Consider the following 23,203-nt stretch of genomic DNA (forward strand, 5'->3'; position numbering starts at 1 on the left):
TCAGAGGGCCGTCGGGACCGTCCGGTCGTTGGTGTCGCCGACACCGAGTTGGCCGTGGTAGTTGTAACCCCAGCAGTGCAGCGAGCGGTCGGTTCGGAGGCCGCAGGTGAAGTTGGCGCCGACCGCGAGCGACAGCCAGCTGCCCTCACCGCTGAGCCGTGCGGGGGTGGTCCGGCGGTTGGTGTCGCCGAGGCCGAGCCGACCGTCGCCGTTGTGACCCCAGCAGTAGCGCCGGCCGTCGTTCTTCAACGCGCAGGTGTGCCGGCTCCGGTTGGCGATTTCCACCGTTTGCCAGTCGCCCTCGGTCCCGACGACCGTGGGCAGCATGCGGGTTTCGAGGTCGCCGAGGCCGAGCTGACCACTGGTATTGCCGCCCCAGCAGAGCAGCTCGTCGTCGGGCCGGATGCCGCAGGTGTGGTCGGCGCCGGCCGCGACGCCCGTCCAGGTGCCGTCGTTGGTCCGGGTGACCGGCTTGCGCCGTTCGAGGGTGTGGCCCATCCCCAGCTGCCCCCAGCCGTTGAATCCCAGCAGTAGCGCTGGCCGCCGCTCTTGAGGGCGCAAGCGTGCCGGTCACCGATCGCGAACCAGCCGGTGGCCCAGTTGGTGTCCGATCCGTAGACCTGCTCGGGGCTGTTGATCGGGTCGCCCTCCGAGTCGATGCCGGCCGTGCCGTACTGGTTGTCTCCCCAGCAGTACAGCCGGCCGGCGTTCATCCCGCACGTGTTCTCGCTGCCGGCCGTCAGCACCCACCAGGTCTGCTCACCGGGCTGGCTGGTCGGCACGTAGACGGGGCCGGCGATGTCGGGCAGCCCGACCGCTCCTTCCAAGGACTCACCCCAGCAGTAGCGCACACCACCCATCGTGAGGGCGCACGTGTGCCGGCCGCCCGCGTACACGAACGACCAGTCCGTACGGGTGCCGACCCTGGTCGGGACGGTGCGCGGCAGGATCTGGTCGCGGCCCAGGCCGAGCTGGCCGTAGGCCGCCTCTCCCCAGCACCACAGGGTGTGGTCGACGCGGATCGCACACGCGTGACTGTTGCCGGCCGACACGCTGCTCCACTGCACGGCGGCGTGCGCCGGCGGTGCCGAGACGACCGAGGTGACGAGTGCGGCCACCAAGGCGGCGGCGACGAGGCCACGGCGGGTGAGGCGCCCATTCATGACGGTCACCGTAGGTGAGGCCCGCCCGCGAGCGCTCGACATTCCCTTGTGGACCGCTGGAGGTCGGTCCTATCGGCACTCGCTGCAATGCGGGACGAAGGGGTCGGCATGCGCCGCTGACGAGGCGCCGACGCCGACCAGTGCGAACATCGCCGTCAGCAACGCGGCGAGGATTATGCGGCTTTTTCGGCTCATGTCGTTTCGGTTCCTTTGGGGTGCGGGATCCGGAAGCTGCCGTTGTGGTGGGTCTATGCCCCGATGGCAGGATGAGACTAGCCTGCGGAACTGGCTGACAAATGGTTGCCGACTGGTCGGAGGGGCGGCTGGTCGGGGCGGGTGGTCGGGAGGTCGCGTGCGCTTGCAGATACTCGGCCCGGTCAGAGCCTGGCGCGGCGAGGACCCCATCGACCTCGGGCCGGCCGGCCACCGGGCGGTGTTGGGGCTGCTGGCGCTTGCCTGCGGCGAGCCGGTGTCGCGGGCCGACCTTGTCGCGGCGCTCTGGGGTGAGCGACCGCCGCCGAGCGCGACGAACATGATCCAGAGCCGGGTGAAACACCTGCGCCGCGCGTTGGAGCCAGGGCGCCGGTCGTATACGCGCAGCGCGGTCCTGCCGTCCGTGGGGGATGGCTACGCGCTCGAACTGTCCGATGTAGACCTCGACCTGGCCCGGTTTCGCGGTCTGCTCGCGGACGCGAACGCGGCGCGACGCGGCGGCGACCTCCGGCAGGCGTCGGCGCTGCTGACCGAAGCGCTTCAGCTGTGGCACGGCTCGCCGCTGGCCGACGTACCGGCGCTGGCCGCGCACCCCAAGGTCACCAGCCTCGCCGACCAGCGGCGGACCGCGTTGGCGCAGTACGGCGACGCGCTGCTGGCGTCCGGCGCCGTGGTCGACGCGCTGCCCGCGCTGGAGGAGGCGGCCGCGAGCCAGCCGTTCGACGAGGTCGCCTGGGCGAGGCTGATCGACGCCTACCGGGCCGCCGGGCGACGGGCGCGCGCCTTCGCCGCGTACCACGAGATGCGCGGCCGGTTGGTCGACGAGCTCGGCATCGATCCCGGGCCGGAGCTTGTCGCCGCCCACGCCGCCCTGCTGCACGACGACACCGCGGTGCCCGCGGCCTCGCCGATCGTGGCGGCGCCGGACGGCGATGCTCCGCAGGAGGCCGGATGGCGAGCGGTCCAGCGACGGCCGCCGCCGGCTCATCTGCCCGCCGACACGGCGGGGTTCACCGGTCGGGAAGCGCAGTTGCGGCAGCTCGACGCGCTGCTCGCGGAGGCGTCCGGCGCGGCTCCCGCGTTCATCTGCGTGATCTCGGGGACCGCCGGGGTCGGCAAGACGACGCTCGCGGTGCGGTGGGCACACCGGGTCCGCGACCGGTTTCCCGACGGCCAGCTGTACGCGAACCTGCGCGGGTTCGGCGCGCCGGACGCCGCGCTCAAGCCGGTCGAGGTGATGCAGGGGTTCCTGGACGCGTTCGGGCTGCCCGCGCAGCAGATGCCCGCCAACCCGGTGGCGCTCGTCGGTCTGTACCGCAGCGTGCTGGCCGACAAGCGGGTCTTGATCGTGCTGGACGACGCCCGGGACGCCGAGCAGGTGCGACCGCTGCTGCCGGGCGCGGCCGGCAGCCTCGTGGTGGTCACCAGCAGAAACCGCCTCTCCAGCCTGGTCGCCGCCGAAGGGGCCCGGTCGATCGCGTTGGACCTGCTGTCGGTCGGTGAATCGCGGCAGCTGCTCGCCCACCGGGCGGGTGCCGCGCGGATCGGCGCCAACCCGGATGCCGTATGGGAGATCATCGATGCGTGCGCGCGGCTGCCGCTCGCCTTGGCCATCGTGGCCGCCCGCATCGCCACCGATCCCGGGCTGGCGCTGGACGAGTTGGTCGGCCAGCTTCGCGGGGGCCGGAGCACCTTGGACGCCCTGGCCGGCGAGGACGCGGTCACCGACGCGCGGGCGGCGTTCTCCCTGTCGTACGAGGCTCTCAGCGACCGGACCGCCGGGCTGTTCCGGCTGCTCGGGCTGCTCCCGGGCGCGGAGGTTACGGTCGCGGCGGCGGCCAGCCTCGCCGGGGTGTCCGCGGACGTCTCCCGCGCGCAGCTCGGCGAGCTCACCCGCGCACACCTGATCACCGAGCCCACCCCCGGCCGGTACCGGATGCACGATCTGCTGCGCGCGTACGCCGCTGAGCTTGCCGGCGATCTCGATCCCGAACCGCGGCGGGAGGCGGCGGCGGGCCGGATGCTCGACTACTACCTGCACACCGCGCACGCGGCGGCCGCTCTGCTCGATCCCCACCAGGCCCCGCTCCCGCTGGCCCCGCCCGAGCCCGGGGTGACACCGGAGCCGCTGACCGGTCATGCGGCCGCGCTGGCCTGGCTCGCGATCGAGCACTCCGCCCTCGTGCGGACGGTCGAGCAGGCCGGCAGCCGCGGATGGGACGGCTACGCGTGGCGGCTCGCCTCGGCTCTGGAAGAGTTCCTCAACCGGCGAGGGCATTTCGCCGACTGGGTCGCCATCCAGCGCACCGCGCTCACCGCCGGGGAACGGCTCGCGGATCCGGCGGTGCGGGCAAGGGCCCACCGGGGCCTGGCCCGGGCACACGCCCGGCTGGGCAAGCACGAACCGGCACACGCCCACTTCGCTCGGGCCCTCGACCTGTTCACCGCGCTGGACGACCTGGTCGGGCAGGCGCACACCCTGCTCGGCACCAGCTTCACCTGGGCCGGTCAAGGCGAGCACGCCAAGGCCCTGCGGCAGGCCGAGCGCGCCCTCGAGCTGTACCGCGGCGCCGGCGACCAGCGCGGGCAGGCCGCCACGCTCAACATGATCGGCTACTACCTCACCGCCCTCGGCGACCCCGGTGCCGCGCTGACCCACTGCGAACAGGCGCTGGCCCTCAACCAGGCGATCGGCAACCGCCGGGGCGAGGCCGACACCTGGGACAGCCTCGGCTACGCCCGCCACCAGCGGGGCGAGTACGCCGAGGCCGTCGCCTGTTACGGGCACGCGCTCGACCGGTACCGGGAGGTGGGCGCCCGCCAGTACGAGGCGGACACGCTGGCCAAGCTCGGCGGGAGCCAGCTGGCCACCGGCGACGCCGACGCGGCCCGCGACTCCTGGCGGGCGGCCCTGGCGCTGCTCGACGAGCTCGGCCACACCACGTTCGTCGACTGCGACGCCGACACGATCAGGGAGAGCCTCGACCGGCTGGAGCGGTCCGCGCCGACGCGCGCGGGGGGAGCCGACTGACCCCTGGTTGGCGGGCCCGACCAGTCGACAACCAATCGCGGCATATTTGGCCGCCAATGCCTCCTGCGAGCCTCGGTGCATAGCCGGACGTCCGCGGGTCGACTCTCGCGCCGGCGGACGGTCACCAGAGAGGAGGTGAGTATGTCCGTCATCAAGCGGGTGATCCGTGAGGGCGCCAACGCCGAGTCGCGGATCAGCGACTGGAAGTTCAGCTCCACCGTCGAAGTCAGCGGCTAGGAAGCAAGGCAGACGCTGTGTCGCCCTCGGGCCGCGGTCGGGTGCGGGGGCGGCACATCAGCGAAGAAAGGCGCGTGCCGGCATGGCCGTTGGAACCGGGATCGACGAATACATTCTCAAGATCGCGTCATGGTGCAATCTCGACTGCACCTACTGCTACTACTACCACGGCGCGGATACCTCTTTCCTCGGCCGGCCCCGGGAAATGGGACTGGATGTCATCGACGCGCTTGTCCCCAAGGTCATCTCTCATTGCGACGAGCATCAGATAAAGCAGATCCGGATCGATCTGCACGGCGGTGAGCCGCTGCTCGTGTCGAAGTCGACCTACCAGGGGATCATGGAGCGGCTGGCGGAGATCCCCCGGGCCGGTATAGGGGTCACCTACAAGATCACCACGAACGGTGTGCTGCTGGACGACGAGTGGGCGCGGCTGCTCGCGGCCCACCGGTTCCAGGTCGCGGTGAGCATCGACGGTCCGCGCGAGGTGCACGACCGGGCCAGGGTCGACCACGCGGGCCGCGGCAGCTACGACCGGGTGGTGCGCGGGCTGCGTACCGCGCTGGCCTGGCGCGATCGCGGGCTGGGGGTAAGCGCCCTGAGCGTGATCGATCCGTCCGCCTCCGGACGGGAGATGTACCAGCATCTGCGTTCGCTGGGCGTCGACCGGATGAGCTTCCTGCTGCCGGAGTCGAACTACGCGCACCCGCCCGCCGACTACGTCCCCAGCGGGCCGGACACGCCGTACGGACTTTCTCAACGAGGTCTTCGACGCGTGGATCAGCGAGGACGACGAGAGCGTCCGGGTGGGGCTGCTCACCGCGGTGGTGCAGGGCCTGGTCGGCCAGCGGCCACAGAGCGACCAGTTCGGCTCGGCGCCGGTGCGGGTCGCCGTCATCGAGACGGACGGCAGTGTCGAGCCGACGGACAACTTCAAGGCGTGCGCCGACCGGATGACCGATCTCGGTCTGGACATCTTCCGGAACACCTTCGACGACCTCTACTACGACGAGTTCTTCAAGAACTGTGTGGACACCGTGGGCCGGGTGCCGGACGCGTGCCGCGACTGCGCTTTCGTCCAGATCTGCGCCGGCGGACCGATGTCCACCCGGTACAGCGTGGCCGAGGGGTTCGGGCAGCGCACCGTCTACTGCAAGGAGTTCAAGTCGATGTTCGCACACGTCGACGGTTGGCTTCGCGCCCAGGAGGTGATCTGAGTGGCGCCGGATCGGCCGTGACCGCCGTCGACGACGCCCCGGCCCGGCCAGCGCCGACGAATCGATGGCAGCGTACCGTCGGCCCGCTGCGGGAGCGAGACTTCGCCCTGTTGTGGTTCGGGGAGCTGGTGTCCTCGTTCGGCGGCCCGTTCCAGGGCATCGCGATCGCGTTCTTCCTCATCCACCAAGGGCTCGGGCCGTTCGTGTTCGCTCTGGTGATCGCGGTCTTCAGCGTGTCGCGCACCGTCGGGGGTTTCGTCGCCGGTCCGCTCCTCGACCGCTACCCGCGGGTGAACTTCCTGTTGTGCGCCAACGTGGTGGCGTTCGGAGCCAGCGGCTCCGTCCTCCTGCTCACCCTGACCGGTCAGGGGATCTGGTTGCTGGTCCCGTTGCTCGCCGTACAGGCGATGACCGCCGGGGCCTACCTCACCGCGATGAGCTCGATCGCCCCGTCGGTGCTGCCGCCCGAGAAGCTGGCGTCCGGCAACGCCCTCATCCAGATGCTGTCGCAACTTCCGGCGGTGGTGGCCGCCCCGGCCGCCGGCATCGTGGCCAGCGCCGCGGGGGAGGGCACCGCGATAGGCATCAACGTGGTGTCGTACGCCTTCGCGGTCGCCGCCGGGTTCGCCGTGTACCGGCGCCGCCGGGCCGGTGGCGTGCCACAGGCGAGTGGGCGTGCGTCGTTTCGCGAGACCCTGCGCGACGGGCTGGCCGGGCTGCGGTTCGCCTCGGGTGAGCCGTGGCTCCGGCTCCTGCTCGTCGTCGAAATGGTGGGCAGCGCCGCCGCGGCCGGGGCGATGGTCATCGCGTTGCCGTTCTACGCCGACAAGCTCGGTGGAAGCCAGGCCTACGGGTTTCTCGTGGCGGGTTTCGGTGCGGGCTCGATCGTCGGCATGTTGTGGTTCGGAGGACTCGCCCGCCGGACCGGGCGGCGGGCGCTGCTGATCTGCGCGCTGCTGCTGAGTCAGGGCGTCCTGCTGGCGATGCTCGGGCTGCTGCCCTCCGGGCCCGGGGTGGTCGACCTGGCGCTGGTCGGGGCGGCCAACGGCATCTCCAACGTCGCCTTCGCCGGCCTCGTACAGACCGTCATCGACGATCGCTTTCTCGGGCGGGTCTTCGCGCTGGAGGCGGTGGCCACGTCGGTCCTGGCCCCGGTCGGCCACCTGTCCGCCGGTGCCCTGATCGCCACGTGGGGATCGACGGTGGCGCTGGGCATCGCCGGCCTCGCGATGGCCGCGACGGCCGCGGTAGGCATGGCCGCCCGCTCGGTTCGAAGCATCGACGCCCAATGACCACAAGGGAGGGACAGTGCGCCTGCTGCTGGTGAACATGCCCTGGGGAGCGCTCGATCTGCCGTCGCTGGCACTCGGCATCCTGAAGAACAGCGCGGCGGAGAAGTACCCGGACGCGACCGTCGAGGTGTGGGACGCCAACATCGACTACTTCGAGTGGGTACTCGAAAGGCGGCCGTTCAACGGATACGACTACCAGTACTACGGGCTGGAGACCTACTTCTCCGGCTTTGGCGACTGGATCTTCTCCTCGGCGCTCTACGACGATCCGATGTGGAGGATCGCCGAGTTCGACCGGTACGCCACCCGGAAGGGCAAGTCCTATCCGAGCAACCGCATCGCGATGGCGCGCGAGCTGCACGGGACCACACCGGAATTCATCCACCAGCTGGCCGAGCGCGTCGTGCGGTGGCGCCCGGACATCGTCGGCTTCACGACCACCTTCCAGCAGAACGTCGCCGCCCTGGCCGCCGCCAAGCACGTCAAGCGCCTCGACCCGCGGATCACCACGGTGTTCGGCGGTGCCAACTGCGACAGCGAACAAGGCGTGGCGCTGCACCGCAACTTCACCTTCGTGGACTTCGTGATCCGGGGCGAGGGAGAGGTGTCCTTCCCGAAGCTGCTCGACGCCATCGACCAGAAGACCACATTGGACACTGTCGACAGCCTCTGCTGGCGTGCGGCGGACGGCACGCCGGTGGCGAATCCGATGAGTGCCCGGCCGCTGGCGCCCAAGGACATCGTCAGCCCGGAGTTCACCGGCTACTTCGAACGGATCGCCCGCTCCCCGGCGATGCTCGTGGTCGAACCCAAGCTGGTGGTGGAAGGGGCGCGGGGCTGTTGGTGGGGCGAGAAGCACCACTGCACCTTCTGCGGGCTGAACGGCTCGTCCATGGCGTTTCGCAGCAAGAGCCCGGTGCGCTTCTTCGACGAGATCGAAGACCTGGTCCGGCGACACAAGGTGCTCGACGTGGTCGTCGTGGACAACATCATGGACATGTCGTACGTCACCTCGCTGCTGCCGCGGCTCGCCGAGAGCGGCTACACGCTGCGGATGCACTACGAAATCAAGTCGAACATGCGTCGTCCGCAGCTCGAGCTGCTTCGTGACGCGGGCGTCGTGAACGTCCAGCCGGGCATCGAAAGCCTCAGTACGCGGGTGCTCAAGCTGATGGACAAGGGCGTCAGCGGGTGCCAGAACGTCCGCATGCTCCGCGACGCCGCGGCACTCGGCCTGACCGTGGCCTGGAACTTCCTCGTCGGGTTTCCCGGTGAGACCGAGGCCGACTACCTCCCGGTCATCCGGCAGCTTGGCGTACTGCACCACCTGATGCCGTGCGGAGGCGCCACCCGCATCGCGCTCGAACGCTTCAGCCCGTACTTCAACCGACCCGAGCTCGGCTTCGCGGACCGCCGGGCCGACGAGCAGTACGCGCTGATCTACGACCTGCCGGACGAGGAGCTGGAAGGGCTCGCGTACCTCTTCACGGCACCCGAGCAAGGCATCGGGGAAGCGACCCTGGACCTGCTGCGCACCGGATTGGCCGAATGGGCCGACGCGCATCTGGAGTCCGAGCTCGCCCACTGCGACCTGGGCGACTCGATCGTCCTGGTCAACCGCCGCCGGCACTTTCCCTGGCGCACCTTGCGCATCGACGATCCGGTGGAGGCCGCCGTGTTCCGGCTGCTCGACCAGCCGCACGGCGTGGCGGCGCTGGCCCGGAAGGCCACCGCGCAGACGGGTGTGACGACCAGCGAGCCGGACGTCGCCGACCTGCTCGACCGGTGGCGGGAGCTCGGTCTCGTCTTCACCGACGCGGACCAGTTCGTCCACGTGGTCCCGGAGGCGACCAACTACGAGATGCTCCGGCTGCCCTCCGCCCTGCCGGTCGACCCACCCGCGATGGACGAGGCGGCCACGGCGGAGCGACGCGAGGAAGTGGTGCCGGTATGACCACCGCGACCGCCCTCGCGTTGTCCCGGTACCGGCACAGCGCGTCGGACCTGTCAACCCTGCCAGAGCTCGCGCAGGGGCCCGATCACGTCTGGTCCGAGCCGGCCGAGGTGGCCCGCCGGTACTTCGCCGAAGGCACCGGCCGTGTCGTGCTGCATGACGAGGTCGACCTGAGCCGAGGCCTCGAAGACCCCGCCACCGGGCGGGCGCTCGCGCTGATCCGGGAGCTGACCTCGTACGCGATCGTCGTCGACTGGCGGCTCCATCTCGGTGGTCACGTCGAGCTCTGGCGCCAGCTGTGCCACCTCTACCCGCCGTCCGCCGTGCTGGATCCGCGTGGGTTGGAGATTCACCGCGGCTGGTCGGGGCGGCACTTCATCGGGCAGTGCGTCTACCGGCGCGGGCCAGGTTTCGTGCAGGTACGGGACCGGCGCTTCAAGGGCCTCGAGAAGATCATCACCATCGACGAGACCGAGCACCTCGAAGCCATCCGGCTGCTGTTGGACTGCGCCGAGACGTCGACCGTGCCATCGCAGGCGCTCGCCGACTTCGTCGGCGAGGATCTCGTCCTGCACGTCGGCGACCGCGCGCTTTGGCTCCCCTACCTGATCCGGCGGTGGCCGATCCCCGCGATGACGGTCTGAGAGCGGCTGCCCGCGCCGACGCCCATCTGAAACCGGTTTGAAGCCGACCCCCGTCAGACTCCCAACGCGCACATATGTGTGCCGACTATGGACGGTCGTGTACGGGGGAGAGGTCTCGATGCGGGTGCTATTTCGGCGTGGGCTGTTGGCGACAGCCGCGGTCCTGTTTTCCGGGTCACTGCTGTCCGCCCCGGCCTACGGGGTCGCGGGCGGCACCGCGGCGCCGGCGAACGGGTTCGGCTTCGTGGCCGACGTCAAGGTGGGCAAGGCGGCACGCGGCTGCTCCGGCGCGCTGGTCGATCCAGAGTGGGTAGTCACGGCGAAGTCGTGCTTCGCGGAGGGTGCCGCGCCGGTGCCGGCCGGTCCGCCGGTGTACCCGACCACGGTGACCGTCGGCCGCGAAGACCTCACCACGACCGCCGAAGGACAGGTGCGCTCGGTCAGCCTCGTGGTGCCGCACGTGCAACGCGACCTGCTGCTGGCGAAGCTGGACACCCCGGTCGTCGAAGTGGCCCCGGTGAAGTTCGCGACGACCGCCCCAGCCGCCGGCGAAGCGCTGCAAGTGGCCGGCTTCGGGCGTACCGCCGGGGACTGGGTGCCGGACAGGCTGCACGTGGGCTCGTTCGCGGTCCAGTCGGTCGCCGTCGCCACGGTGAACGTCGTCGGCAGCCAGGCGCAGCCGGCGAGCATCTGCAAGGGTGACGCGGGCGGGCCGGCGGTGCGCGCGGTCGCCGGCGGGTACGAGCTCGTCGCCCTCAACGGGACCTCGTGGCAGGCCGGTTGCCTCGGTACCGCCGCGGCGGAGACCCGCAACGGGGCCACCGAGACCCGGCTCGACAACGTACGGGACTGGGTGCGGCGGACCGTGCGCGGCGGCAACTTCGTCCGGCTGCCCAGCAGCGCGCAGGTGCTCGACACCCGCAGCGACCTGGGCCTGCCGAAGGGGCAGCGGCCGGCCGGAAGCATCGGCTCCTTCCAGGTGACCGGTGTCGGCGGCATCCCGTCCAGCGGGGTCACCGCCGTGCTCATCGACGTCACCGCGGTGACGACCGGGCCCACGTTCCTGACCTTGTTTCCGGACGGGACGCCGCTCAACCATGCCCTGTCGATGCTGAACGCGGACGCCGGCCAGATCCTCTCCAACACCGCGGTGGTGCCGGTGCCGGCCAGCGGCAAGCTTTCCCTCTTCAACCACAGCTCACCCGCCGACGTGCTGGTCGACGTGCAGGGCTACTTCACCACCGACGTCATCGGCGGCGGCTTCACGCCGGTCGACTACACGCGGCTCGTCGACACCCGCACCGGGCTCGGCGGCGGCGGCACCGGCGTCGTGCCGGCCTGGGGCGGCAGCCGGACGTTCAAACTGACCGGCACGGTCATCCCCAACGGCACCCGCACCGCGTTCGTCGACCTCATCGTCACCGACGCGACGGGTCAGGGCTGGATCGGCGTGTACCCACCGGGCGGCGCCAACGACCGCAGCGCCATGGACTACGTGGCGGGCACGACCGCGCACGCCGTCTCGGTGCCGCTCGACGCGGACGGGCGGGTCACGATCACGAACAACGGCGCATCGTCGGTGCACGTCGTGGTGACCGCGACGGGCTACTTCACCACCAGCGCGACCGCGGGGTCCGGCCTGCGCACCCTCGCCGGCACGCGCAGGCTTGACACCCGCGAGGCCGGCACCGGCTCGCCGGTGACCGCCAACGGCACCGTCGACGTCGCGCTCGGGGTACCCGCGGGCACGACGGCGCTGGTGAACCTGACCGTCTTCGAAAACACCGCGATCGGGTCGCTGCGGGCCTGGCCGGTCGGCGGTACGGAGCCGGACGCGTCCCTGACGAACTACCCGGCGCCCAACACCACCGCCCGCTCCGGCCTCGCCGCGGTGCGGGTCGGCACCGACGGCAAGATCCGGATCCGCAACGCCAGCGGCGGCGCCACGCACATCATCGTCGACCTGCAAGGCTGGTACGCGCCGCCGCCCGCCGGTGCCGCCACGGCCACTGTGGACGCGGTGGACAAGCGTGCCGCCGCTTCGGCGGCCGACACGCCACAGGGGACGGTCGAAGACTACCTGTACCCGAACGCCGACCGGATCCTCGCCGAGATGAACGTGCGCCTGATCTCCGGCGACGGCCACATCGTGCTCGCCGACTGCGCCGACCAGCCGTCCGCCGGCGTGGGCCTGATCGAGGTCTACACGACCGAGAACGTCGCCTCCGGGCACGTGGTCTGCTTCCGGGTCCGCTCCGCGACCGGGATCCTCAACCTCGAACTGCCCGGCGTCTTCGAGATCCGCGGCGACGGCCAGACCGAGGGCACCGGCCACGAGGTCACCGCGGAGCTGATCGGCGACGACGGTCAGGAGGTCACCGTCGAGCTCGACCCCGACGGCAGCACCCAGGTGGGCGTCGGCGTGGACGAAAACAACTCGCCCACCACGCTGCTGCGCCTGACCGCGGGCGGATGAGGGGAATGGCGATGAACAAGCGACGTCGACCCCGGGCGCGGATCGCCGCGTTCACGGTGCTCGCGATGCTCACCGGCCTGCTGCACGCCAGCCCGGCGGCGGCCGTGGAGCCGATAGCCGCGGACCGGTCCCTGGTGGCGGCGGCCTGGCGGGGCAGCGATGCCCAGGTGCGTGCCGCCGCCGAGCGGGCGCTGCTCGGCTCCGACGAGCAGGTACGGGCGTTTCTCGACGGCGGCTGGCAGGAGGCCCAGCGTCTCGACGAGCGGGAGGCCGTCCTCGACGCGATCGGCCGGTCAGGCCCGACCGTACGGGCGGCGGGCAAGCAGGCGCTGGCCGCCGCCGACGCCGGCGACCAGAACGCGATCAGCACGTTCCTCAACGGCGGCTGGCAGCAGGCCGCCGACACCGACACGCGGATACAGGTCAACCAGCTGATGGCGGGCGCCGGCCCGCAGGTACGCGAGGCCTCCCAGGCCGCGCTCGACCGGCAGGACCCGGTGGCGCTGCGGGAGTTCGTGGACTCCGGCTGGCAGGCGAAGTGGGTCGTCGACCAGCGGCTGCGGGTCAACCAGGCGATGGTCAGCGGGGGGCCACAGGTCAAGGCCGCCGCCCAGCGGGCGCTGGACGCCGGTACACCGGAGGCGCTGGAGCAGTTCCTGGAGTACGGCTGGGCGACCGCGTCGGCCCACGACGACGAGGTCACCTCGCTGACCGACCTGCTCGCCCAGGCGGAGGCGGCCAGCGCGCTGGCCACCAAGGAGACACAGTCCGCCAAGGACGAGGGCGTGCGGGCCAAGGAAGCGGCGGAGGCCGCGCGCAAGGCGGCCGAGGAGGCCGCGGCGGCGACGGAAGCCGCCCGGAACAACCGGGACGAGGCGGCGGCGCACGCCAAGCGGGCGGCGTACGCGGCGGAGCAGGCGGCCCAGGCCGCGCGCGTCGCGGTCGGTGCCGCGGCGGCGGCGTCCCGGGCGGCGCGGGCGGCCGCGGCGGCGGCGTCCCGTACCGCGGCGGCGGCGGCGCGGGCGCAGCAGGCGGCCGCGGCGGCGCGCAAGGCGGCCGCGGACGCGGCGACGAACGAGGCGGCGGCCGACCAGGCACGCCAGAAGGCAGAAGAGGCGAGCCGCATCGCCCTCGAGGCGCGGCACAAGCTCGTGCTTTTCGTGGCGGTGCGGCTCGCGATCGACGCCGGGATGTACGCGGTCGACCAGGCCAACGCCGCCGCGGCCAACGCGGAGGCGGCGGCCACGGCAAACGACAACGCGATCCAGGCCGCGAACGCGGCGGGCGCCGGCGCGTCCGAGGCGGTGGCGGCGGCGAATCGCGCCCGAGCCGCGGCGACCCAGGCCAGGCGCGCGGCCCAGGCGGCCGAGCGGTACCTCAACGTGGCGCGGCAAGCCGCGGACGCGGCGCAGGACGCGGCCAACCGCGCGGTGGCGAACGCTGAAGCCGCGGCGCGGGCGGCGATAGAGGCGGCCGAGCACGCGGGTGAGGCGGCGGAGGCGGCCAACCGGGCGACGGAGCACGCCAAGGCCGCGACCGAGGCGGCGATCGCCGCGGTCGACGCGGCAAACCAGGCGTCCACTGTGTACGAGGCGGCCCGCCGGGCGGACGCCGAGCGGCTCGCCGTCGCCAAGGACCAAGGCATCGAGGCGTCGCGGGCCGCCAAGGCCCAGTACGACGCGCTGGAACAGGCCGCCGACTGGGATGTCGAGGAGGCCGCCAAACGCGACACGCAGACCAACCAACTGCTCGCCCTCGCCCAGAACCCGGCGACGCCGCAAGCGGACGCGGTCAAGGCCGGCCGGACGGCCGCGCTCAACCTGACCAAGGCGCAGGGCCCGCACACCCGGGAAGCCGCGCTCGCCGCCCTCGCGGCCAGCGACGACGAGGTCCTCGTCTTCGCCCGTACCGGGGTGGCCCGAGCCAACGGCCTGGACGACCGCGCCGCGGTGATGAGGATCGCGGTCACCGAGAACGCCGCCCTGGCCACCGCCGCGCAGGCCGCGCTGGAGGGCACCGACGCCCAGGTGCGCCAGTTCCTGCGGACGCAGGAGTATCCCGGCCGGTACGCACAGGACCGGATCAAGGTCAACCAGATCCTGTCCACGGCGCGGGCCAACGGCGACACGGTGACGGCCCAGCGGGCCCAGGCCGCGCTCGACGCCGGCACCCTCCAGGCGCTGCGCGACTTCCTGGACACCGGGCGGTTCGACGCGGAGGCCGTCGGTGAGCGGGTGCGGGTCAACCAGATCCTCGCCGCCGCGGACAGCGGCCCCGAGGTCAAGGCGGCGGCTCAGGTCGCGCTGGACGGGCCGCCGAGCTACCTGCGCGACTTCCTCAGCACCGACCGGTACGTGGCCGCGGAGCGCGACAACGAGGCCGCCGCTCACCTGGCCAACGTCGGTGGGCTGCTGGAGAAGATCCACGAGGTCGCCACGACCGCCACCACGAACGCCTTGCAGGCGCAGGAGGTGGCGGCGAAGGCCCGCGGTGACGCCGAGCAGGCGATCGAGTACGCGAAGCAGGCGACCGAGTCGGCGACCCGGGCCGGCGAGTACGCAGAGCAGGCGCAGGCGTACGCGGACGATGCCAAACGGTCGGTGGAAAAGGCGGCCGCCGCGGTCGCCACCGCCCGCGCGGCCGCCACCCGGGCCGACACCTCGGCCCGCAGCGCGATCCGCTCCGCCACGTGGGCGATCGTGTCGCACGGTAACGCCGTGCAGGCCGCTCAGGAGGCGAACGCCGCCGCGAAGGCCGCCTACGACTCGGCGATGGAGGCGCATGGGGACGCCGAGGCCGCGGCGGCGGCAGCGAAGGCCGCGTTCGACCGGGGCATGTACAACCACCAGGGCAACATCACGAAGTGCATGAAGGACTTCGGTCCCGGCACGATCGGGGAGGCTCTGGAGAAGCTCTATACGGGGCAGGCGGGCCAGGCGATCGAGGCCTGCGTCCGCAACGCCATCGGTGATCCCGACGAACTCGCCAAGCGGGCGTACCAAAACAGCGCGACGTGCGTGTACCTCTATGACGAGGGCAGCCAGGGCTACGACAACTGCATCGGGGCTGTCCTCGACCCGATGTTCGAGGCCGGGCAGAAGATGGCGCTGTTCGTGGCGGCGATCCAGGCCATGACCGCCCTGTTCACTCCGCTCGCGGTGGGTGCCCTCGTCGGATGCATGCTGACCGTCTGCGGCCTCGTGGCCGGGACGTTGCTGACGATCGGCGAGGTTGGGCTCAACTTCGTCAATCTCTTCAACGGCGACCAGTCGCTGGGGCAGACCATACTCAACCTCGGCCAGATGGCTCTCGAGGCGTTGCTGCTCAACGGAGTCGGCAAGCTGCTGTCCGTCGGCTTCCAGAGCATCAAGGCGCTCTACCAGTCCAAGAAAGGCGCCGACGCCGCACTTACCGGGCTGACGAACTCGAACCTCACCCGAATGTTCGGCCTCGAGATCGGCTCCTGCTTACGCCCGCGTAACCTCGCCCGCGAAGCCGGATGTTGGTTCACCTACGTTGGCAACGCGACATTTGTCAGCCCGGGGGGCCTCTCCTACACGACGTACGGCGACGGGGGCCAGCTGCACCGGCTCATGCACGTGCTGGACCACATGCAGCCGGACCCCACCAAAACAATGCACTCGGTATTCGTGCTGCGGCCGGGCGAAAACGTCTTCGAAATGATCGATTCCGCGTGGGTCAGGCGGGCGGACGACGACGCTTACTTCATCGAGATACAAGCCAATGGCCGCAAGGTCTGGTGCATCCCGATGGGCCGGGTCGTCGGCACGCACGGGGAGAAACACCTTTGGATCACGACCGAGGAAGAGATCATTGGTATCCCGGATCTGGTCACCGCATTCCCCAGGCTGAACACGGACAACAAGTGTAAGAACTGAAGGCACGTAAGCCGGAGGGCGTCGGGCGGGTATGCCCGGCGCCCTCATCGGCGGTCCAGAATCCTTCACACGGCGCGGTGGACCGTCTGGCAAGCGCTTCCTCGACGGAGGATCAAGCCTTCGACGAGCCAGAGCTTCCCAGATCGGAAGGCACTCCTGCCTTGCGGACGTCCGCCAGCAGCTTGGCGAACACCGCGTCGGTCACCCAGGCGTCGCCGGTACGGTCGGCGGCACCCAGCCAATCGCCGACGTCCCACATCTCCCGGCAGGCGGCCAGTACGGGGAAGCCGGCCACCTCGCTCTGGCTCAGCGGACGGACCTGCTGGTAGCCGGCGAGGACCGCCGCCCAGCGTTCGCGGTCCGCCTCCGGCGCGTCCGGCCCGCGGTAGAGAGCGACAAGGTCGTACGCGCGTAACCCGAACCCGCAGTGGTCGAAGTCGAACGTCACGAACCGTCCGTCGCCGTCGATGTTGGCGTTGCCCAGGTGCAGGTCCGCGTGGATGATTCCGTACGCGCCGTCGATCGCTCGGAGCCGCTGGATCTCGCCGGTCAGCCAATCGCCGAGCTTGCCGAGCTCGGCGAGGTGCGCCGCGGCCCGGCCCGAGCCGGCGTAGGGAGCCAGGCTGGCCAGCGGCCGTTCGACGAGGATGCGTTCGTCGAGGTGGTAGCGGTCGTGGCTGGTGACGAAGGCGTCCATCGCCAAGTGCATCCGGGCGATGCCGGAGCCGAACTCGCGCCACTGCTCGGCGGTCAGCGTGCCTTCGTGCAAGGGCGCTCCAGGCGCGTGGGTGAACAGGGCGAAGCACCGTTCGCCTTCGGGCGCCATCAGCCGGCCGAGCCGGTCGCCGGCAGCCCGCGGGTACGGACGGATGACACCCAGCCCGGACGCGGCCAGGTGATCGAGCAGGTCGAGCTCGAAGCGGAGGTCGGATTCCGAACGGATCCAGTACTTCTCCCGGTTGTAGACCCGCAGCACGCGGCGACCACCCTCGACGTCGGTGACGAGGTAGGAGTCGTTGAAGCCGCGGTTGAGCAAGCTCACCTTGACGGGCGCGGCGATGGCATACTCCCGTTTCACGAGCTGGGCGAGGTCACCAGCGTGTAGGAGCGAGTGGGTCACGCGCATATCGAGTGAGCCTATAAGCGGACCAGGTGGCCGCGCTGCTTCGGCGCGGCCGGTCACAGGATGCCGTCGTCGACCTGTTCCAGGATGACGGACCACCACTCGTGCTTGACCGCGGGTCGGTCGATTTCCTTCAACGCCTTCTTGAGCTGCTTTACCCGGGCATCGCGGTTGTCCGGCGGGACAGCGGCGGGCTTTATCTTGCCGCGGGCACGGCTGCCGCGCGCCGGCGAGTACGACCACACCGCGCCGGAGTCGTCGACCCCGATCAGCTCGGTGGTGGGTTCCCATACGTAGCCGACGACCGACAGCCGGCCGTCCTCCACAGTGACCTCGGAAGGCATCACCGTAGCGTCCAGAACTACACCCAGAGTGGCGGCGTGCGACGTGTTCACGCCGCCGAGGCTAGTGGCTGCGCTCCACCGCCGGCCAACCAGGCCGACGGGTCACTCGGCTCCGCAGACGGCGTCGTCCATCAGCTGGAAGCTGCGGGCCAGCACCGCACCGGCGGCGGCCTCGTCGGCCAGCTTTGTGGTCATGTACACCACCGCGGCCCGGCTCCCGTCGGCGGTGACCGCGTTGACCACGACGGTGCCGGGCAAGTCGCCTGGGTGTGCCCAGTACCCGCCGCACCGGTTGGGGGCCCAGAAGATGCCCAGCCCGTACCGGAGTCCGGGGTACAAGCCCTGGAACGTCTCGGCCAGGACGGTGTCGTGCATCTGCGTCATCTGCTGTGGGCGCAGCAGCTGGCCGCGCTGCAACGCTTGCCAGAACCTGGTCAGGTCCGTCGTGGTGCTCACCAGACCGCCGGCGGCTCCGCCGTAGCTGGCGTTCAGCACGGTGGTGTCCACCAGCGGGTCGCCAGGGACGAACTGATGGTAACCCCTCGCATGCGGTCGGGGTAGGTGGGATCGGCCGTCCACATAGGATGTGTGCCGCAAACGCAGCGGGTTGATGATTCGCGACTGCACGGCCTGCGGCCATGGCCGTCCGGTCACCTTCTCGATGAGCATGCCGGCCAAGATGTAGTTGGTGTTCGAGTAGGCCCAGTGTGTACCCGGTGCGAACACCGGTTCGTGTCGCATCGCCAGCGCCACGAGGTCCGCGGCGGTGACGCGGTCGAGCCGATGCTGGCGGTAGCCGTCGGCGGAGCCGAACGCGGGCAGGTCCTCGAGGTAGTCGGGAATCCCGCTGGTCTGCTGGAGAAGCTGCCGGACACTGATCCTGCTGCCGTCGTTGCCGTTGCCGGACACTACACCGGGCAGCCAGCGCTCGACCGGGTCGGTCAGGGCCAGCCGGCCCTCACCCACCAGCTGGAGCACGACGACCGCCACGAACGTCTTGGTGTTACTGCCGATCCGGAAGTAGCCGTCGGGCGGCATCGGCGCGCCGGTCCGCCGGTCCGCGACGCCGCTGCGTGCCCGCGTGACGCGGTCGCCGGTCTGTACCAGCCCCTGCGTCCCGACGACACCCAGGTCGCGTAAGTCGTCGAGACCGGCCTGTAGTTGGTGCCGGTCGGCCACCGGCGCGGCCCGCGCCACGGCCGGGATCTGGGCCGCGAATGTGGCGCCGCCGGCAACAGCCACGATTGCTACGAACGCGGCAAGCTGTGCTTTCATCTTGTTCCTCCATCTCTTGACTGCGGAGGAACTCACCGTAAGAAAACGATCAATGTATCGACCATCCGGCTGGCCCGCGAATAAGAGGTGAGGCTAACCCCCCGGCCACCGCACTAGCTGATGCCCAGGACGGGCAGGCATTCCTTGACGCCGGTCAGCTCGATGTCGTCCCGGCGGACCCGCTCCCACGCATCCCGGGTGAGCCGCCACCGCTGGATCCGGGCGGGCTCGCCGCGGCGGGTGTCCCAGTCCGTGCCGTTCGGCTCGTAGCCCAGGGACCGGGAAACGCGGTTGGACGCTTCGTTGTCGACGAAGGCGTCGCTGCCGGCTTCGCGTGCGCCCAGCCCGGCGAAGGCCAGATGCAGGATCGCCGCCCGCATCTCCTTTCCGAGCCCTTGCCCGCGGCTGCCGGGGGCCAGCCACGAGAAGCTGGACACGGTGCCGAACCGCGTGAAGTTCGTGCCGATGAGGTCCTGCATGCCGACCGGTTCGCCGTCGACGAGCACGGCGAAGTACAGCCGCCACGAGTCCGGGGTCACCCGGGCGCGGCCGGCCCAGATCCCGCGCAGCCATTGCCATTCGCGTTCGGGGTTGTCGGCGTACAACGACATCGGGTCGTCGAACGGCCACGGCTCGGCGTCGGCGACCCCGGCCCGCACGAGCGGCACGAGACGTTCCAGCAGCGCGTCGGAGGCGCCGGCCAGTGCCAGGCGCGGCGTGCGGACTTCGACGTTCAGCGGGGGATAGGTGTGTGGCACACCTCGGACGGTAGCCAGCCCGCCCGGCCGCCGCACCCGGTTTCCCTAGCGGCCACCTACGCGGCCGGGCCGGCCGGCTGGTACCAGCATCGCATTCCACTGTGTACGGTCGCGTGTAGATGTGCGCCGATGACTGGGTCGACGCGGTTTATCTGCGCGACCGCGCGCCGGATCGCCCGGCCCACCGCCAGCCGGGCCCGCTCCTCGTCGTTCGCGAAAGAGCGTCGTCGTCCGGCCAGACCGGTGCCGGCGCTCAGCTGCGCGAGTACCCAATCCCGCTCCTGCTCCATGGCGGCGACGGCCTCGGCGTCCCCGCGGCGCCCAGCCACGTCGATGGCCTCGGTGAGCTCGGCCACCCGTTGCCGGTAGCTGCGCACGGCGGTCTCGTCGAGCAGTTCCTGGGCCGGGCCCGCATCGGTCGCGGCGGCACGGCCGAGTGCTTCCACACCCGCCGCCAGCTCGATCGACCGGATCTCCGCACCCGGGTTGGCCGTGAGCACGGCCAGGTGCAGCATGCCGACCATGTGGTCGACCGTGACCGACCGGACGCCAAGCTCCACCCGCCACCGCCGGCCCTGCCGCACACAGGTGACCGCGTGGGCGGTGGCGGCGGACTCGTTCTGCGGCGCCAACTCGCCGGCGGCGGCGCGCTGTGCCGCCGCGGCCGCGGCGTCGTCGGGACCGCCGCGGCGGTCCAGGGCCTCGGCGAAGCGGAGCCGCGAGTTGCGTACCGCCGGCCAATGCCCGAGCGCCAGGTTTCGGTGCACCGCCTCGCGTAGGTGCCCGATCGCCCGGTCCACGTGTCCGGTCGTCAACGCGGCCACACCGAGGGCGTGCTCCACCGAGCCGAAGCAGGCCACCCCGAGGCTGGCCATCATCGGCAGGTGGGCGAACGGGAGCAGCAGGCCGTAGACCCGCGCGGCGGCGTGCCGGTTGTCCAGCAGGTAGGCGGCCTCGACGATGCCGTACATCGTGACCAGCCAGCTGGACGAGCGCGGCAGCCGGTCCAGGCCGGGCCCGCGCAGCGACGCCAGCGCGTTTTCCGCCGCACGCCGGTCACCGGCCAAGGCCGAGGCGACCGCGACGGCACCGAACAGGGAGTTGTCGATCGCGCTCAGCGTGGGCGCGCTGGCCGTCGCGCCGAGCATCGGCAGCAGCTCCGGGAGCCGGCCCTGATACCAGTGGATCGCCACGAGCTGTGCCGCGTACCAGCCCTCGGCGTCCGCGTCACCGGCCTTGTTGCCCAGCTCGTAACAGTGCTGGGCCAACTGTTCCGCGTCCTCGAAACGGCCCGCGCGGATGGCGAGCATGACGTCCATGGCGCCGACCACGAACTCGGCGGCCAGGTACGGGCCCTCGGCCAGTTGGGCCCGCAGCTCGGACAGCCGCCGCCCGGCGTGCCGATCGCCGCTCAGCAGCATGTCGACGACCTGCCAGAGCAGGCTCATCACCACCGGGCCGCGTTGACCCGTCCGGGCCGCCTCACCGATCAGCTCGTCGGCGATACGACGGCGTAGGTGCTCGTGCTCCGGAGCGAGCAGGCAGTGGTGCGCGATGCTCAGCGCCTCGATGCGGGCGCCGGCATCGGTCGAGGCCCGCGCCTCGTCGAGCAACGCGAGGATCGTGTCCGACCGGCCGGCGCGGTAGTCGGCCTCGCCGGCCGCCCGCACGCGCAGGCGCAGCTCCAGATCCTCGTCGCCCTGCTGGCCGAGGCCAGCCATGGCGATCAACGTGTTCACGTACGCCGACCGGGCCTCGAAGGGGCCGCGGCGACGGCCGTCCGGTGCTCATGCACCCACAGCCCGCCGTACCCGACAACGGCTCGCGCCATGACAGCGACATCGCCCGCACGCTCCACTCGCACAATGACTGCGCGGACCCACGCGACAGCGCCTCGTGCGCGCCGAGAACCATCCCATCCAATCCCCACACCTTGCGTACGACCGGGTCGGTGAGCGGGTTCACCCGCGTCGCCGCCGTGAGCCCGGATCCGGTCGCGACCACTTTGTACAGCGGTCTGGCCGACCTGCCGGCGTTCGTCCCCGACGGCGGCCCCGAGCCGCCGGCCGTTGCCGCCTCCTCGCGGAGGCGGCCGGTAGCCAAGGGAGCGGGCGGCGTTGTGGGGGAGGCATCGCCACCCGCTCCCCGGCCTGTGGGGTTGCGGTGGCAGGCTAGGGGGCGACCCGGAAGGTCGCGTCCTGTCGATCGCTGGCGCTGGAGCTGGCGCTGAGCGGGTCGATGCGCAGCAGGTAGTTGGAGTGGCGCAGGTAGCGGTCCGGGAAGTTGTAGGAACGGAACGACGACCACGCCGCGTCCGCCAGCCCGGCGACCCGGTAGAACGTCGCGTCCGCGCGGAATGTGGCGGTGCTGTCGTCGACGTCCAGCCGGATCGCGTAGTCGCTGTGCCGCAGGTACCGGGTGGGGACGTTGACCGACTGGAACGACACGCCCGCGGAGTCCGCCAGGCCCGGCACCATCCGCCACAGCTGGTCCTGATGCGGGTCGAACGGGTACGCGTCGATCCGACCGACGTTGTTGGCGTGCCGCACGTACCGGTCGGGGAAGTTCGACGACTTCAGCCGCGTCCAGTTGGGCAGCCCCCACCGGGACACGAGGGCGCTGTACTCGGTGGAGCTGATCCCGACGATCGAGCCGTGCTTGGCGTTCAACGGCGGTGTGTACGTGCGCTGGTTCAACACCGTCCACGAGTTGCCGCCCACATTGGAGCTCGACCAGGCGTAGAAGTCGTTGTTGACCGGGCTGAACGAGTCGCCCCACAGCCGCCAGCCGTTGCCCTCGTTGTTCTTGACCAGCAGCGGTGCTTCCATCGCGTTGCCCTGCCGCAGCCCGCTGGTGTACGTGGTGTAGCTGTTCGGCGCGCCGGTGCTCGAGCGCGCGCCGTAGATCAGGCCGTTGGAGAGGTTCTTGTAGTACATGTAGTACGTGGCGCCGTCGACCACGATGTCGCTGTCCAGCACCGGGAAGCCGGGGCTGAAGTAGACCTGGTTGGTCGAGACGGTGCGAAAGTCCGACGTGTAGTTCACCATGAACACGTCGGTGCCGTTGTTGGCGGAGTAGACGATGCCGTACTGGCCACGGGCGGCGTCCCAGAAGGCGGTCGGCGCCCACGTGTGCGTGTTCAGGCCGTGCATCCGGATCCGGCGGTAGCCGGTGAAGCTGGTCAGGTTCGTCGAGTCCCACACGTGCAGGTACTGGTTGTTCTGGCCGAAATCGGTGCCGTTGAGGTCGGTGGCCAGCACCACGAAGGTGCCGTCCTGCTTGCGCAGGATGAAGGGGTCACGCAGCCCGAGCGTGCCCGCGGTCGGGGTGGCCACCGGGTTGTTCTGGTTGAGGGGCGACCAGTTCAGGCCGTCCTGGCTGACCGCCAAGTGCAGCCCGTAGTTGGCGCCGGACATGTTGGGCGTCTCCGTGAAGTACGCGAACACGTACGCCGTGTTCGCCGCCGACACGGCCTGTGGCGCGGTCACCACCACCGCCGCGGTGACCGCCGTCGACAAGGTTGCGAGCAGTGCGAACGCTCTTCGGCCCAGGAGCACGATGGCGACCTCATTCCTCT

General features: G+C 70.9%; 14 protein-coding genes and 3 pseudogenes. 8 read left to right on the top strand and 9 right to left on the bottom strand.

Annotation, left to right across the window (positions count from 1 at the left end):
* The 3 genes and pseudogenes from AC5L36_RS14060 to AC5L36_RS14070 all read right to left on the bottom strand — a co-directional run.
* Positions 1-561, bottom strand: a complete 561-nt coding sequence (locus AC5L36_RS14060; RefSeq protein WP_441224352.1) for an RCC1 domain-containing protein — start codon at positions 559-561, stop codon at positions 1-3.
* Positions 562-611: 50 nt separating this feature from the next.
* Positions 612-713: pseudogene (locus AC5L36_RS14065) on the bottom strand (hypothetical protein); the annotation flags it as partial.
* A 162-nt stretch (positions 714-875) separates the two neighbouring features.
* Positions 876-1,205, bottom strand: a pseudogene (locus AC5L36_RS14070) (hypothetical protein); the annotation flags it as partial.
* Between the two features lie 310 nt (positions 1,206-1,515).
* Here AC5L36_RS14070 and AC5L36_RS14075 point away from each other — a divergent pair.
* The 8 genes and pseudogenes from AC5L36_RS14075 to AC5L36_RS14110 all read left to right on the top strand — a co-directional run bounded on the left by AC5L36_RS14075 (position 1,516) and on the right by AC5L36_RS14110 (position 16,126).
* Positions 1,516-4,407, top strand: a complete 2,892-nt coding sequence (locus AC5L36_RS14075; protein WP_441224353.1) for an AfsR/SARP family transcriptional regulator — start codon at positions 1,516-1,518, stop codon at positions 4,405-4,407.
* 319 nt (positions 4,408-4,726) lie between these two features.
* Positions 4,727-5,149: pseudogene (locus tag AC5L36_RS14080) on the top strand (radical SAM protein); the annotation flags it as partial.
* A gap of 301 nt (positions 5,150-5,450) precedes the next feature.
* Positions 5,451-5,861, top strand: coding sequence for a radical SAM protein (locus AC5L36_RS14085; protein WP_441224361.1), 411 nt, complete (start codon positions 5,451-5,453; stop codon positions 5,859-5,861).
* A 17-nt stretch (positions 5,862-5,878) separates the two neighbouring features.
* Entirely contained in the window at positions 5,879-7,153 is a 1,275-nt protein-coding gene (locus AC5L36_RS14090; protein WP_441224360.1) for an MFS transporter, read from the top strand.
* Between the two features lie 16 nt (positions 7,154-7,169).
* On the top strand, positions 7,170-9,107 hold the full coding sequence (locus AC5L36_RS14095) for a RiPP maturation radical SAM C-methyltransferase (protein WP_441224354.1): 1,938 nt from the start codon (positions 7,170-7,172) through the stop codon (positions 9,105-9,107).
* Positions 9,104-9,751, top strand: a complete 648-nt coding sequence (locus AC5L36_RS14100; RefSeq protein ID WP_441224355.1) for a DUF5825 family protein — start codon at positions 9,104-9,106, stop codon at positions 9,749-9,751. The genes AC5L36_RS14095 and AC5L36_RS14100 overlap by 4 nt, the downstream gene beginning before the upstream one ends.
* A 118-nt stretch (positions 9,752-9,869) precedes the next feature.
* Positions 9,870-12,227, top strand: a complete 2,358-nt coding sequence (locus AC5L36_RS14105; protein ID WP_441224356.1) for a S1 family peptidase — start codon at positions 9,870-9,872, stop codon at positions 12,225-12,227.
* 11 nt (positions 12,228-12,238) lie between these two features.
* Positions 12,239-16,126, top strand: a complete 3,888-nt coding sequence (locus tag AC5L36_RS14110; protein ID WP_494908158.1) for an ALF repeat-containing protein — start codon at positions 12,239-12,241, stop codon at positions 16,124-16,126.
* Positions 16,127-16,238: 112 nt separating this feature from the next.
* Here the strand turns inward: AC5L36_RS14110 and AC5L36_RS14115 are convergent, their stop codons facing one another.
* The 6 genes from AC5L36_RS14115 to AC5L36_RS14140 all read right to left on the bottom strand — a co-directional run bounded on the left by AC5L36_RS14115 (position 16,239) and on the right by AC5L36_RS14140 (position 23,183).
* Positions 16,239-17,252 carry a phosphotransferase enzyme family protein gene (locus AC5L36_RS14115; protein ID WP_441218782.1) on the bottom strand — a complete coding sequence of 338 codons (1,014 nt, stop codon included), beginning with the start codon at positions 17,250-17,252 and terminating at the stop codon, positions 16,239-16,241.
* A gap of 53 nt (positions 17,253-17,305) precedes the next feature.
* On the bottom strand, positions 17,306-17,644 hold the full coding sequence (locus AC5L36_RS14120) for a hypothetical protein (protein ID WP_494908161.1): 339 nt from the start codon (positions 17,642-17,644) through the stop codon (positions 17,306-17,308).
* A 51-nt stretch (positions 17,645-17,695) separates the two neighbouring features.
* Complete coding sequence (locus AC5L36_RS14125; protein WP_441218786.1) at positions 17,696-18,868, bottom strand: serine hydrolase domain-containing protein; 1,173 nt, start codon at positions 18,866-18,868, stop codon at positions 17,696-17,698.
* Between the two features lie 113 nt (positions 18,869-18,981).
* A complete protein-coding gene (locus tag AC5L36_RS14130) occupies positions 18,982-19,626 on the bottom strand; it encodes a GNAT family N-acetyltransferase (RefSeq protein WP_441218788.1) in 645 nt (214 codons plus the stop codon).
* Between the two features lie 56 nt (positions 19,627-19,682).
* Positions 19,683-21,347: a hypothetical protein gene (locus AC5L36_RS14135; RefSeq protein WP_441218790.1), complete on the bottom strand. Its 1,665-nt coding sequence runs from the start codon at positions 21,345-21,347 to the stop codon at positions 19,683-19,685.
* 450 nt (positions 21,348-21,797) lie between these two features.
* A complete protein-coding gene (locus tag AC5L36_RS14140; protein ID WP_441218791.1) occupies positions 21,798-23,183 on the bottom strand; it encodes a glycoside hydrolase family 43 protein in 1,386 nt (461 codons plus the stop codon).
* Positions 23,184-23,203 lie beyond the last annotated feature (20 nt).

The organism is Phytohabitans sp. LZ39, from assembly GCF_059359075.1.

What these genes read in the sequence shown, in the direction of transcription:
- AC5L36_RS14100 (WP_441224355.1), top strand. Translation starts at nt 9,104, where the DNA reads ATGACCACCGCGACCGCCCTCGCGTTGTCCCGGTACCGGCACAGCGCG.
- AC5L36_RS14105 (WP_441224356.1), top strand. Translation starts at nt 9,870, where the DNA reads ATGCGGGTGCTATTTCGGCGTGGGCTGTTGGCGACAGCCGCGGTCCTG.
- AC5L36_RS14110 (WP_494908158.1), top strand. Translation starts at nt 12,239, where the DNA reads ATGAACAAGCGACGTCGACCCCGGGCGCGGATCGCCGCGTTCACGGTG.
- AC5L36_RS14115 (WP_441218782.1), bottom strand. Translation starts at nt 17,252, where the DNA reads ATGCGCGTGACCCACTCGCTCCTACACGCTGGTGACCTCGCCCAGCTC.
- AC5L36_RS14125 (WP_441218786.1), bottom strand. Translation starts at nt 18,868, where the DNA reads ATGAAAGCACAGCTTGCCGCGTTCGTAGCAATCGTGGCTGTTGCCGGC.
- AC5L36_RS14135 (WP_441218790.1), bottom strand. Translation starts at nt 21,347, where the DNA reads ATGGCTGGCCTCGGCCAGCAGGGCGACGAGGATCTGGAGCTGCGCCTG.